This window comes from Gemmata sp. SH-PL17, from assembly GCF_001610855.1.
Lineage (GTDB): Bacteria > Planctomycetota > Planctomycetia > Gemmatales > Gemmataceae > Gemmata > Gemmata massiliana.
The window spans coordinates 7,043,875-7,056,984 of record NZ_CP011271.1; the positions used below are offsets into that span (position 1 = coordinate 7,043,875).

Below are 13,110 nucleotides of genomic sequence, written 5' to 3' on the forward strand. Positions count from 1 at the left end.
CAAAACGTTAGCAAATGTTAGCCGCGGGGTATTCCAAAACAAGTTCAACCGTCGTCTGAATCTTCGGCTGCAGACCCGCGTGCCGCATCAACTAAGGCGGCCCGAAAGTTGCTCCGAAGTGCCACGCCACAATCACCGTTTCAGCAGTACGAACATCGGAAATCGCTTGTATTCCGGATCATTGACTAGGCTCATTGCCGCGGCGTAACCGCTGCGTAAATGCGATTGACGGGTTCCGCTCAATGGTGACAATGGCCCGAATAGTGACCGGCCGTGCCGGACCCACAGGAGAGGATATCTTGATGAACGCGCGCGTGTGGATTCTGGGCGCGATCGCCGCGGTAGCGCTGGCGGTCGGCCCGCAGCCCCGGGCTTCGGCCGCCGAGGGGCGCGAGGGCGCAGCCAAGGCGCAAGGCCCCTACGTCGTCATCGTCGGCGTCGGGGAGTTCAAGGACAAGGCCATCAGCCCGCGCCCGACGGCCGACGCGGACGCCAAGGCCCTCCACGCGATGCTCACCGACAAGAAGTACCTCGGCGTCTCGGCCGACCGCGCCAAACTGCTCCTCTCGAAAGACGCCACCCGCGAAGCGGTCGTGAAGGCCGTTGAAACGGCAGTGGGTTCCACCGGGCCGGAAGACACGGTGGTTCTCGCGTTCTTCGGGCGCGGCACCTCTGCCGGCGACAAGCCGTGCATCTTCACCTCGGACAGCACGGTGAAGGAGCGGGCCAAAACCGCCCTCCAGATCACCGACCTGGAACCGGCGTTCAAGAAGCTGAAGAACCAGAACCTGCTCCTGATGATGGACATCCAGTACCGGGGCGGGATCGACGCCGGGACCGAGAAGATCGTCGAGCCGAGTTGGGGCGAGATCATGAAGCTCGTCTTCGGCGACGAAAAAGACGACAACATGCTCCCGCCCAACCGCGTGATGATCCTCGGCAACCCGCCGTTCCAGGACGCGCTCACGCAGGGCGACCACGGGCTGTTCTACTCGGTGCTCTCCGCCGGCCTCGGCGGGAAGGCGGACCAGGCCCCGTACAACGAGGGCTACGAGTCGGACGGGATCGTCACCACGCGCGAACTGCTCAAGTACCTGGAAAAAGAGATCCCCGCCGCCGCCCGCGCGACGGGCAAGACCGACAAGGAAAAGGAACTCGAACCGGTCTTCGTTGGTCGCGGCGCGAGCAAGTTCTGGCTGACCCGCAACCCGGCCGAGACCGCGTCCGTCAAGAAGCGGATCGAAACCGTTGAGACGCTCACCAAGGACAACAAGCTCACGCCGGACCTCTCGAAAGAAGCGGTCAACCTCCTGTTCCAGATGCCGAAACTGAAGTGGTCGCAGGAACTCCGCAAAGCGTACCAGAAGCTCGCGGACGGCGGCACCGTGGCCGACCTCGAAGCGGCCCGCAAGAAACTGCTCGAAGGGCTGAAGCTGCAAACCGAGGACGCGACCGAATACGCCAAGAAGGTGGCCCCGGCGATCTCCAAACTGTCGGCCGAGTACATCAAGCCGCTGTCGCGCGGCGAACTGACCGCCCTGGCGATCCGCGGCGTGTTCACCGAGGCCGATGAAGCGATCCCCGCCGACATCGCGGCCGCGATCAAGGCCCCCCAGGAGATCAGCGACGAGCGCGGCCGGGAACTGCTCGCAGAGGCCCGCCTCCGGCTCGGCAAGCGCGAAGACCTCGACGGCGAAAAGGCTGCCGACGTGACCATCCGCGCGCTCATCGGCTCGCTCCACGACCCCTACGCCGGTTACTTCACCAAGGAAGAATGGCTCCGCACGCAGGGCCAACTGTTCGGCCGGTTCCCCGGCGTGGGCATCATCATCCGCCGCGAAGCAGTCCGCGACGGCTTGCTCGTCGTGACGCCGATCAAGGGCAGCCCGGCGTTCCGTGCGGGCATCCAGGCCGGCGACCTCATCACCGAAATCCGCCTGGAAGTGGACAAGCAGGGCAAGGCGCTGCCGGACGACGCCAAGAAGGTCCACAGCACCAAGGGGCTGAAGACCGACGACGCGGTGAACCTCATCACCGGCAAGCCGGACACCCCGGTCGCGCTCGTGATCCAGCGCGAGGGCGAAAAGGAACCGAAGGTGTTCCGCCTCACCCGTAACTACGTGATGGTGGAAACCGTTCACGGCGTGAAGCGCGACGAGAAGAACGACTGGTCGTACTACATCGACGAGAAGAGCAAGATCGGCTACCTGCACCTGAGCCAGTTCATCTCCATCTCGGACGACATGGGCACGACGGCCGACATCAAGCGGGCGCTCGCGAGCATGAAGCGATCCGGGCTGAACGGCCTGGTCATCGACGTGCGCAACAACCCCGGCGGGTCGCTGAAGGGCGTTATCGACATCTGCGAACTGTTCGTGGGGCGCGAAGCGATCGTGACCACGAAGGAGCGCGGCGGTGCGGGCGCGACCTTCACCTACTCCGGTCGCGCGGCCGGCGATAAGAGCTTCCCGATCGCGGTGCTCATCAACGGCAACAGCGCGAGCGCCAGCGAGATCCTCGCCGCGTGTCTCCAGGATCACAGTCGCGCAACTATCATCGGCGAAAGAACTTACGGCAAAGGCAGTGTCCAGCACGTCGAGCCTTACGACCCGACCGACGGACGCATCAAGTACACCGTGGCCCGCTACTACCCGCCGAGCGGCCGGAACATCGACAAGGTCGCGATGGAGCAATCCACGGAACTGAAGACGAAGGACGAGTGGGGCGTGAAGCCCGACGCCGGCTTCGAGATCAAGATGACCCGCGAGGAACTCACCGACTGGTTCGAGTACAGTCGCGACCTCGAAATCATCCCGCCTGCGGGTAAGAAGCCCCCGGTCGTTGATCCCGCGAAGGACAAGCAACTGTCCAAGGCTCTGGAGCACCTGCGAGGGCTAATCAAGGACAAGAAGTAAGCGGTTCCACCGCAAACCAACGCCTCCGGGGAAGCACCCGGAGGTGTTTTCGTTTCCACCCGCGATGCCAGAAACCGTTTCCACGTCAGTTAAAGTGGCTGAACTCTTCTTGTTGCACTTATTGTGTCGATTAGTTCGTCCGAACAAATTGCACGGCATACGCCCGGCGCGGTTCTTGCGCGCTGCGCATTTGTTGCGCGCGAACTGTTGCGGAAATTAGGGCTCAGAGCAAAATTAGTGAAGTTGGGGGATGGAGGAGACGGGCGGCAGGTGGCTGCAACCACGCGAAAGGGTTCTACGATGCTCCGCCGGTCGGTTCTGATCGCCGCTGCTGCGGTCCTCGTTGCGGCTCAAACGGGCTGTCGGTCGAATTGCAGCGACTGGCGCCCGGGGTGGTTCACATCGCACTCGCGGTCCGCGGCACCGGGACAAACGGTTGGCCGTAACAGCGGGTGCTTCGACATGGCAACCGGTCAACCGGTCCCCTGCCCCCCTGGAACGCCAGCCAACGTGGTTCCCGGAGGGGCGTTCCCCTCGGTCGTGCCCGGCGGTCCGCGCACGGACATACTGCCCATGCCTGCGGAAAATGGCCTCATTCCCGCGCCGGCTATCCCACTTCCGGCTCCGGGAGAAACCAACAACAACGTGGTACTGCCGTTTCCAACGACGCCCGGCACGCCAGTAAAGAACGGCTCGAACAAGTGAGATCACCCGGGAGGGTGACCCTACGACACGGCCGGTGGTCGGAGACCACCGGCCGTGTCTTTTTCACATCACGTCAATGATTAGCGCGGGGTCGGGCAGCGCCCGTTCGGGCAGCTGCCGATCGACGGGAACGAGTACCCACCCTGAATGATCGTCCCGCAGCTCCCACCGGAGCAGCCTTGAATAACCGTCCCGCAGCTCCCGCCCGAGCACCCGCCCTGGATGACGGTCCCGCGGTACACCGGGGAATAGCCGGTCGGGTAAACCGTGTACGGCGCGCCGACCGTCACGGTCATGGCCGGAGTGCCGGTCGCGTTCGCGAAGGTCGCGGTGTGCTTCGTCAGGTCGCTCGTGCTGATCGAGCCCGACTGCCGCAGCGCCTGGTGCGTCCCACCGGCGCTGCTGATGACCAGCCCGTCGGTGAGCTGGAACTGACCGGCCAATTCTTTGCCGGCCACAGTGTTCACGTCCACGGTCACGCAGACGAATTTATCGCGGAGAAGCTTCGCGGTCGCTTCGGGGAGAGCCGCGTCGCCCATCACTTTGGCGAACGCATTGCCGTTCCCGATCAGCACCGCCATCGGCTTCCCTTCGGCGGCAGCCTGCCGCAGAGCCTGGCTGTAATCGGTTTGGGCCTGGAACTCGGGCTTAGCCGCGGGGACCAGCGAACCGGATAGGGCGATTACAGCCAGAATCGTAGTGGTCATCCTTCTCGTACCTCCTGGTGTACCACATGATGGGCGACACCGCGCCATACGCGCCGCGGTGAAGTGCCGTTTATAGACGAAACTGCCGCCATCGGGAACCTAATCTACCCACAAAAAAGGAATATTCGGAATAATTAATCTTCAGAGTGAAACAAGACTGGACATTTACCGCATTTTCGACTGGGAAAAATAGGCGATTTGACCATTTTGGAAATTATGAGCGAACTCCGGATACTACGGGGGATTTCACCCTACCTTTAAGAGCCAAAATCCGTCATTGATTCAGCGGCTCGGTGTCTTGCGTTCGTCATTCGACTCCCGTAGTCTCAGTTCCGCCCACCAAGGTCGGGCCGGGGTCCAAGCAGGACGCAACGCTCCGGTCCGATACTTACGCTTCGTCCTTCTCCACTAAGTAACCACGCATCTCATCCCACCCACTCGGAACATCGACATGCACCGCCGCGCGTTTCTTACGTCACTCCCCGCCTCAGCACTCGCGGCCCAACTGTCAGTAGCGGAGTCGAGCAAGATCGCGGTCGCAGCGACGGATTGGCCGTGGTGGCGCGGGTTCACCCGCGACGGGATCGCGGCGCCGGGGCAGAAAGTGCCGCTGGAATGGTCGAAGGACAAGAACGTGGTTTGGGAATCGCCGATACCAGGCCGCGGGCACGGTTCGCCCATTGTTGTGGCAGACCGCGTGTTCCTCGCTACGGCCGATCAAGACGCCGAGACGCAACTGTTACTCTGCTTGGACCGCAAAACGGGTCGACAAATTTGGCAGACTGAGGTCCACAAAGGGAACTTTGTGAAGGGTGGAAACGCCAAAAGCTCGCACGCCTCATCGAGCCCTGCGTGCGATGGCGAACGGGTGCACATCAACTTCCTGAACGGAGGAGCGGTTTACGCGACTGCCTTCGATCTGAATGGCAAGAAGGTGTGGCAGACGAAAGTAACGGACTACGCCCTGCACCAGGGCTTCGGCTCGTCCCCGACCGTATTCGGTCCGTTGCTGCTCGTGACCGCAGATAATAAGGAGAGCGGGCTACTCGCCGGCCTCGATCGCGAAACCGGCAAGGTCGTGTGGAGCCGGAAGCGCCCCAAAGCGCCGAACTACGCCTCGCCGATCATTGTGAAAGTAGACGGAAAGGACCAACTCGTTCTCACGGGTTGCGACCTCGTTACGAGCCTCGACCCGCTCACGGGGAAAGAAAACTGGGAGATTAAAGGAGCAACGACCGAATGTGTGACGTCCACCGTGACCGACGGCAAGCACGTTTTCACGAGCGGCGGGTACCCCAAAAACCACGTTGCCGCAGTTAAGATCGACGGCTCCGGTGTCGCCTGGGAGAACAAATCTCGCGTATATGTGCCGTCAATGCTCTTTCACGCCGGGCACCTTTATGCTGTGATGGATGAAGGGAACGCCATTTGCCTACGAAGTGACACCGGGGCCGAAGTCTGGAAGGGGCGCCTCGGTGGTACGTTCAGCGCGTCGCCGGTTATGGTCGGTGAACACGTCCTCGCGGTGAATGAGATCGGGCGCACGTTCGTCTTCAAAGCAACGCCCACAGAGTTTGAGATCCTGGCCGAGAACCGGCTGGGCGACGAGGTGTTCGCCACCCCCGCCGTGAGCGGCGGGCGCGTTTTCATGCGGGTCGCGACTAAAGATAAGGGCCGGCGCGAGGAGAAGCTCTATTGTCTAGGTACGAATTGAGTACGGGCCAAGTTCCGTTCTCAGGTGAACGAACGATCGTCGGTTTATATCGGAGAGCCTTGCACGTTTCCGTGACGTTTCCCGTACCGATGTGTAGCCGGGCAATTAGCGTAAGCTATATTGCTTCGGACGCCATATCTCGCGGCCCGCGGCTCCCCTCGCCCGCGGGCGCGACCCTCCCCACACCGCCCCGGCGCGCATGACCGCGTATGACCAGGCAGAACTCGCGCAGGCGCTGCTCTCCGAAATCGGGGACGCCCTGTTTCTGCTCGACCCGGACACGGACCGGTTGCTCGAGGTGAACCCGGTCGCGCTCCGGCTCACGGGGTTCTCGCGGGCCGAAGTGCTGCAACTCTCCGCCACCCACCTGTTCCGATTTGAAGCGGTCGGCGGCACCCAACGTCTCAAAGGTGCGTTCACCAAAACGGTCGTGTTCCACGGCCAGGACGGGTTCCTGCTCCGCACGAAGAGCGGCCCGTGGCTCCCGGTGAGCCTGACCGTCTCGCGGTTGCACCTCCCGCCGCGGCCATTGGGCCTCATCATCGCGCGGGACGACCGCGAGCGCCGGTCGGCCCTGGCCCAGGCGCGGCGCGTCGAGTCCGAACTGCGCACCGTTCTGAGCAGCTCCCCGGCCGCCCTCTGGAGCGCCGAACGCGCGCCCGGACCGGACGTGTTCTCCGGTTGGCTGTTCCGATACGTTTCGCCGCTCCTGGCCCGGATCGCCGGGCGCCCGCCCGAGTTCTTCGATCACCCCTTTAAGTGGGCCGACGTCGTTCACCCGGGCGAGCGCGAGGCGTACCGACAGACGCTGCACCGGTTGCTCACCTGGGGCGACGATTGCGAACAAGTCTACCGCGTGCAGACCGCCGAGGGGGGGGCACGTTGGGTGCGTGACCGGTTGCAGGTGGTGCGCGACGCGACCGGGCGCCCGACGCGCCTCGACGGGTGCGTGACCGACGTGACCGAGCAGCGGGCCGCGGAAGACGCCGTGCGCCAGAGCGAGGAGCGGTTCCGCGCGCTGGTAGAAAAGAGCCGCGACGGGATCCTGCTGCTCGACGACCGCGGGACGATCAAGTACGCGACCTCAGCCGTGAAACTCATTCTGGGGTTCCCCCCCGAAGCGGTCACCGGGCTGAACATGTTCGCGTTCGTCCACCCGGACGACGCCGCGGGCGCGCGCAAGCGCTTCGCGTACAGTTTGGGGCACCCGGGGGAAGACGTCCCGGGCACGTACCGCGCGATCGCGGCCGACGGCGGCGCGCGCGCGATCGAGATGAACGCGGTGAACCGGCTCGACGACCCGAGCGTTCAGGCGGTGGTGGTGAATTACCGCGACGTGACCGAGCGCGACGCGACCACGCGCGAGCTGGCGGAGCAGCACGCGCTCCTCGAGGGGCTGTTCGCGTCCGTACCGGACGTGGTGTGCTACAAGGACCGCGAGGGGCGGTTCCTCGGCGGGAATCCCGCGTTCGAGGAGTTCGCCGGGCAGCCGACCGCGGCCCTCGTCGGGCGCCGGTGCGACGAGGTCTTCACGGACGAGTGGGCGGTGCGCATGCGCGCCGCCGAGGAACTGGTGACCGCGACCGGGCGCACCGAGCGCTGCAAGGAATGGGTGACCTACCCGACCGGGCGCAAGGCACTGCTCGATACCGTCATCGCCCCGCTCCGGGGGGACGAGGACGGCGCCACCGTCGGACTGATCGTGGTCGGGCGCGACGTGACCGACCAGGAGCGCCTCGAAGACGCCCTGCGCCAGTCGCAGAAGATGGAAGCGGTGGGGCGGCTCGCGGGCGGTATCGCTCACGACTTCAACAACCTGCTCACCGTCGTGCTGGGGAACCTCGAACTGGTACGGTGCGGCGCAGCAACCGGCCCCGACGCGGCCGAGCTGCTTCTCGCGACCGAGCGCGCGGCCAAGCAAGCCGCGGAGCTAACCAAACAGATGCTCGGGTTCGCCCGCCGGCAACCGCTCCGGACCGCGGTCGTGGACCTGAACGCGCTCGTGCGCGAGTCACTGGAGCTGTTCCGCCGCAGCATCGACCCGCGGATCACGGTTCGGTTCGCTCCGGACCCGGACCTGCGCCCCGTCGCGGCCGACCCGGTGCAGGTCCAACAGGTGGTCATGAACCTGTGCCTGAACGCGCGCGACGCGATGCCCGACGGGGGGACGCTCACGCTGGAAACCGCCGACGCGGACCCGCCGAGTGACGCGGGCGCGGGGCGGTTCGTGCGCCTGAGCGTCTCGGACACGGGCTCGGGGATGACCGAAGAGGTGCGGGCGAAGATCTTCGACCCGTTCTTCACCACAAAGGGCGTGGGCCAGGGGACCGGCCTGGGTCTGGCAGTCGTGTACGGGGTGGCGACGGCCCACGGCGGATTGGTGGAGGTGACTTCCGCGCCCGGCGCCGGGAGCCGGTTCGACGTCTACCTGCCGCGCGGGATCGCGTCCGACGAGCGCACCGGGTTCCGAAGCGAGGTCCGCACCGACTTCCCCCGTGGGGGCGGCGAAACCGTTCTGGTTGCCGACGACGAGGCCGGGGTCCGCGACCTGGCACGAGTAGCGCTGGAGATGTCCGGGTACAACGTCCTCTTGGCCGGCGACGGCGCCGAAGCCGTCAACACGTTCCAACAGGCGAACGGACGGGTGAAGCTCGCGGTCCTCGACGCGAGCATGCCGAAGCTGTCCGGGCGGCAAGTGTTTGAGGCGATCCGGCGCATCAACCCGGAGGTCAAGGTGCTGTTCGCCAGCGGCTACCACGGGGGCGGCCTGCTCCCCGAGGACGAGCCGCCCGGCACCCGGCGCCTCAACAAGCCGTACATTCCCAGCCAGCTCGCCGCGGTCGTTCAGGAAATGTTGACGGTCGTATAACGCCGCGGCCCGCGCTCGGCTCCCGGACAATAGGTCCAGGAACCGAGCGCGGGCCGCAGTATCGCGTACTTGTGTCCCGCTTAGGAGTTACGCAGTTGGCCGTTTGGGGGTGACGTTCGGTGGCTTGTGCAGGTAAGTTGGTACCCCATGAACCCACCCCGCGCCACCGCCGAGGATTATATCGCGTTCCTGGTCGCCACACCGGGTGAGGGCACGGCAACCGAGATGGGGCGGTGCCAACCGGCTCGCCCCGATGCTCCGGCTCACGATGCCTTTACCCGGCTCCTGAACCGCCTCGAACCGGAACCCGAGGCCCTGTGGGACGAAGTGCGCCCGTTGCTTCCCACCGACGGGGTGCTGGTGTTCGACGACACCGTTCTGGACAAACCATTCGCCCGGCACATGGGACTGGTGGGCCGGTTCTGGTCCGGGCGCCACAAGCGCGTGGTTCCGGGCATCAACTTGGTCACCGCCCTGTGGACCGACGGTGATGCCCTGTGGCCGTGCGACTACCGCCTCGTTGATAAAGCGGCCGGGGACGGCACCAAGAACGATCAGTTCCGGGACATGCTCCGGGTGGCCGCCGGGCGCGGGCTCGCGCCCCGGTGCGTGTGCTTCGATTGCTGGTATTCGGGCAAGGACAACCTGAAAGCGGTGCGCGCGTTGGGGTGGACGTTCGTGACCCAGGTGCGGTGCAACCGCAAGGTGAACCCGGACCGCACGGGCAACCGACCCATCGAGGAATGCGACATCGCGGCGAGCGGCACGGTGGTGCACTTGGAGGGGTTCGGTCGGGTGAAAGCGTTCCGGATCGCCACCACAGACGGTGGCACGGAGCACTGGATCACCAACGACCTGTCGATGGACGAGGGGGCGCGGTTGATGTTCGCGGAGCGGGCGTGGGGGATCGAGGAGTTCCACCGGGGCCTGAAACAGCACACCGCGGTGGACCGGTGCCAGACCCGGATGGGGCGCGCGCAACGGAACCACATCGGGTTCGCTCTCCGCGCGTTCGTCCGGTTGGAGTGGCATCGGTTCAACACCGGGGTTACCTGGTTCGCCGCCAAACTCGCCATCATCCGAGAGGCCGTGCGCCAATTCCTCGCGCAACCGGTCTACCGACTGCCAACTGCGTAACTCCTACCGCTTACACAGTCATCCCGTCGCTCAACTTGGAAAGCGCTTCGTTCTCGATCTGGCGCACGCGCTCGCGGGTCAGCCCGAGGCACTCACCGATTTCCTTCAGGGTTCTCGGCTCCTCGTCGTTCAGCCCGAACCGCATGCGCAGAACCGTCGCCTCGCGCGGGTCCATCTTGTCCAACAGGTGGAGCACTTGTTTCAAATCGTCCGACTTACCCATTTCGGACTCGGGCGTATCGGACCGGCCGTCCATGAGCATTTCCTCGATGCTCCACCCGGCGTCGCCCTGATCGGCTTGCGACCCCGCGTTCGCGACCCGGATCGCCTTCTTGATGATCGCCAACTTCTTCTTCGACAGCCCCAGGAACTTGGCGATCTCGTCGTGGGTCGGCGGGCGCCCGAGTTCGTCGCTGAGCTGGTTAGTGGCCCGGCGCCACTTGGTGAGCAGTTCCGCCATGTACGCCGGGATGCGGATCGTCTTCGCGGTGTTCACGATCGCGCGCTTGATACTCTGCTTGATCCAGTAGCTCGCGTAGGTGCTGAACCGCGTGTTCATCGACGGCTCGAACCCCTCGACCGCCCGCAGCAACCCCATGTTCCCCTCGGACACAAGGTCATCGAGCGCCAGCCCTTTGCCCGTGTACCCGCGCGCGATGTTGACCACGAGGCGCAGGTTCGCGCGCACCATGCGGTCGCGGGCCTGGACGTCCCCGTTCAGCACGCGCGCCCCGAGTTCGCGCTCTTCGGGAGCGGAAAGCAGTGGCGTGTGATCGATCTCGCTGAGGTACGTGGAGAACGCGGTACGGGCGTTATTTTCAGTTCTCACGGTAGCTCTCTGATAAGTCGGTGATCGAATTAACAGCGCGCTCAGGCCGGGCCGGAACCCGAGGGACTCGTTAACTTGCGACAGGAAATTGCTCCGGTCAAATCGGAATATTCGACACAACCGATTTCCATTTGCCGGAACCGTCCGCCGCGCTCTAAGCGCGTGGGGCCGGCGCGCCCGGCTCCTGTTCCGGAGGCCGAGCCAGCGCCCGTTCCGCGTTCCACTGCTCGGTGAGGCGCTCCTGGAGCACGAGTAACCCGCCCAGGCTCTTGATCAGAACGCGGGCCGCTTTGTCGATCACTTCACCCTTTTGACTCATGAGCCGCTGAACCCACCCGCCGTCGAGCGAACTCGTGAACTCGGACAGGTTGTCCATCAGCGGTTCGGCGAGGAGGAACGGACCAAGCGGGGCACCCGCGGTCATGTTGGTGAGAGGCGGGAGCACCAACTCGTGGGCACCGCGGAGCTGTAGCCACAACGTTTCGTGCGCCCGGCACGAACTGGCGATCCGCCCTCTGGGATCGGGCGCCGATCGGCCAGGGTTCCATCGCTTCCTGACGTAGCGCTGAGGGTGCGAGCGCCGCATGCAGTTCCCGCACCCGAGGTGGAACCGGTACCAGCGCTCGAGTTCGTCAGCGCCCACGGTACCGAGCTGACCGCCATCGCGTATGAACGCGGAATACCTCACGATCAAGCGCGTGAACGCACTCGAAGGATCAGGGCGCTTTCCGCGGCCACATCTTTGAAGAGGGACTCGGCATCGATCCGCTGGTAGCGGCGCTTCCGGTACTCGAAGTCGGTCCCGGTCAGCTCCGCGGCCCCGTGCGCGAGCTGAACCAGTTCGCCCGATTCCGTGTTGCGCACCTTTTGGGCGTCATACCGAATCCGATTGATCCGTAACCCTCTCCAATGTTGGGGAGGGTTTATCATGACGCGACTACCTGTTGTTCCGCACTTGACACACGAAGAGATCGATCTGCGATACCGGAGTTGTCCCGACGGGGCCGAGAAGAGCCGGTGGCATGTCCTGTGGTTGGTCACACGCCCTGACCAATCGCTCTCGGCTACGGCGGCCGCACAGTTGGTCGGATTCACGCCCGCCTGGGGCCGTGCCATCCTCAAGCGGTACAACGCGCGCGGACCCGAGGCACTCATCGACCGACGCCGGAATAACGGGGCCGCCTTCAAGTTGACGCCCCCTCAACAAGCGGAGCTGTTCGCCACGCTCCAGAAGCCCCCTCCTGACCACGGGTTATGGAGCGGACCCAAGGTCTCCGCCTTCGTCAAAGACCGGTTCGGCATCGCGATCGTCAAGCAGACCGGGTGGCAGTGGCTCAAGGAACTGGGGTTCCGCTTGGTGGTCCCACGCCCCCGGCACCCCAAGGCGGCCACACGTTCCCAGCAACGGGCGTGGCTTTGACGAGCTGGTCGGTCTCATGGCTGAACTGCGCCAGAGCCACCACGACAAAGAGGTCGAACTGTGGTGTGAAGATGAGGCCCGGCTTGGGCTCAAGCCGGTGGTGCGGCGCGCGTGGGCACTGAAGGGAACGCGCCCGAGGAGCAACGGGCGGCACAAGTTCGAGTCCCTGTTCGTGTACGGGTTCGCCCATCCCAACAGCGGGCGGAGCCGGTTCCTGATCCTCCCGAAGGCGAACGCCGAGTGCATGGGTCAAGCCCTGGCGGACTTCGCGGGGTGGGCGGACCCGGATGGACGTAAGGTGCTGGTGGTGATCCTCGATGGGTCGGGTGGGCACACGGCCAAGGGATTGCGGGTGCCGCCCAACGTCGTACTCCACCGCCAGCCCAGTTGCACCCCGGAATTGCAGCCCGCCGAGCACTTGTGGCCGTTGGTCCGCGAGGGCTTGGCCAACCAAGTGTTCAACGATCTCAACGGGCTAACCGCGACGCTCACGACGCGGTGCCAGTGGCTGACCGAACACCCGATGGTTGTCGGCGGGGCCGTTGGGTTCCACTGGGCCGTCGCCGCCTGACGGTTACGGATCAACCGGATTTGGTATCAGTTGCTCCCACGAAATAGATCCGTGGGAGCAAGGGAGTGAGTAAAGACAAACGAGCTCCGGCGCCCGGTCCCGAGTACCGGAATCGAGCGAACGACATTGAGGAATCGATTGGTCGCGACAACAAGCGATACGCGCTGAGGAACCGCCGGACCTCGGCGGCCACTCGTTCGGGCTGTTCCTCGTGAACAAATAGGTGCGCGCCTTCGATCGCAC

The 13,110-nt window shown here is 64.6% G+C and carries 11 protein-coding genes; 7 read left to right on the plus strand and 4 right to left on the minus strand.

From position 1 onward, the window contains the following. The first annotated feature begins 302 nt into the window (after positions 1-302). Complete coding sequence (locus tag VT84_RS29125) at positions 303-2,915, plus strand: S41 family peptidase (RefSeq protein WP_157469940.1); 2,613 nt, start codon at positions 303-305, stop codon at positions 2,913-2,915. 270 nt (positions 2,916-3,185) lie between these two features. Next, positions 3,186-3,620, plus strand: coding sequence for a hypothetical protein (locus tag VT84_RS38990; protein ID WP_204249661.1), 435 nt, complete (start codon positions 3,186-3,188; stop codon positions 3,618-3,620). An 80-nt stretch (positions 3,621-3,700) separates the two neighbouring features. On the opposite strand, the gene VT84_RS29130 is transcribed toward VT84_RS38990, so the two are convergent. Beyond that, positions 3,701-4,327 (minus strand): thioredoxin family protein, encoded by a 627-nt coding sequence (locus tag VT84_RS29130; protein ID WP_082841968.1) that lies wholly within the window; start codon positions 4,325-4,327, stop codon positions 3,701-3,703. A 451-nt stretch (positions 4,328-4,778) separates the two neighbouring features. Here VT84_RS29130 and VT84_RS29135 point away from each other — a divergent pair, with 451 nt between their 5' ends. The 3 genes from VT84_RS29135 to VT84_RS29145 all read left to right on the plus strand — a co-directional run bounded on the left by VT84_RS29135 (position 4,779) and on the right by VT84_RS29145 (position 10,047). Continuing rightward, entirely contained in the window at positions 4,779-6,041 is a 1,263-nt protein-coding gene (locus VT84_RS29135; protein ID WP_082841969.1) for a PQQ-binding-like beta-propeller repeat protein, read from the plus strand. 199 nt (positions 6,042-6,240) lie between these two features. After that, on the plus strand, positions 6,241-8,910 hold the full coding sequence (locus VT84_RS29140) for a PAS domain-containing sensor histidine kinase (protein ID WP_082841970.1): 2,670 nt from the start codon (positions 6,241-6,243) through the stop codon (positions 8,908-8,910). Positions 8,911-9,057: 147 nt separating this feature from the next. Next, entirely contained in the window at positions 9,058-10,047 is a 990-nt protein-coding gene (locus VT84_RS29145) for a transposase (RefSeq protein WP_082840381.1), read from the plus strand. Between the two features lie 10 nt (positions 10,048-10,057). On the opposite strand, the gene VT84_RS29150 is transcribed toward VT84_RS29145, so the two are convergent. The 3 genes from VT84_RS29150 to VT84_RS38995 all read right to left on the minus strand — a co-directional run bounded on the left by VT84_RS29150 (position 10,058) and on the right by VT84_RS38995 (position 11,740). After that, the gene (locus VT84_RS29150) at positions 10,058-10,876 is read right to left on the minus strand and encodes an RNA polymerase sigma factor RpoD/SigA (RefSeq protein ID WP_052556481.1); all 819 of its coding nucleotides are present in this window, start codon (positions 10,874-10,876) and stop codon (positions 10,058-10,060) included. A 154-nt stretch (positions 10,877-11,030) separates the two neighbouring features. Then, positions 11,031-11,564 (minus strand): hypothetical protein, encoded by a 534-nt coding sequence (locus VT84_RS29155; RefSeq protein ID WP_157469944.1) that lies wholly within the window; start codon positions 11,562-11,564, stop codon positions 11,031-11,033. Between the two features lie 2 nt (positions 11,565-11,566). Then, a complete protein-coding gene (locus tag VT84_RS38995) occupies positions 11,567-11,740 on the minus strand; it encodes a hypothetical protein (RefSeq protein ID WP_157469946.1) in 174 nt (57 codons plus the stop codon). Between the two features lie 64 nt (positions 11,741-11,804). Between VT84_RS38995 and VT84_RS29160 the strand changes: the two genes are divergently transcribed. Beyond that, on the plus strand, positions 11,805-12,296 hold the full coding sequence (locus VT84_RS29160; RefSeq protein WP_082838205.1) for a winged helix-turn-helix domain-containing protein: 492 nt from the start codon (positions 11,805-11,807) through the stop codon (positions 12,294-12,296). 16 nt (positions 12,297-12,312) lie between these two features. Continuing rightward, positions 12,313-12,867, plus strand: a complete 555-nt coding sequence (locus VT84_RS29165; protein WP_052554770.1) for a transposase — start codon at positions 12,313-12,315, stop codon at positions 12,865-12,867. The last annotated feature ends 243 nt before the right edge of the window (positions 12,868-13,110 follow it).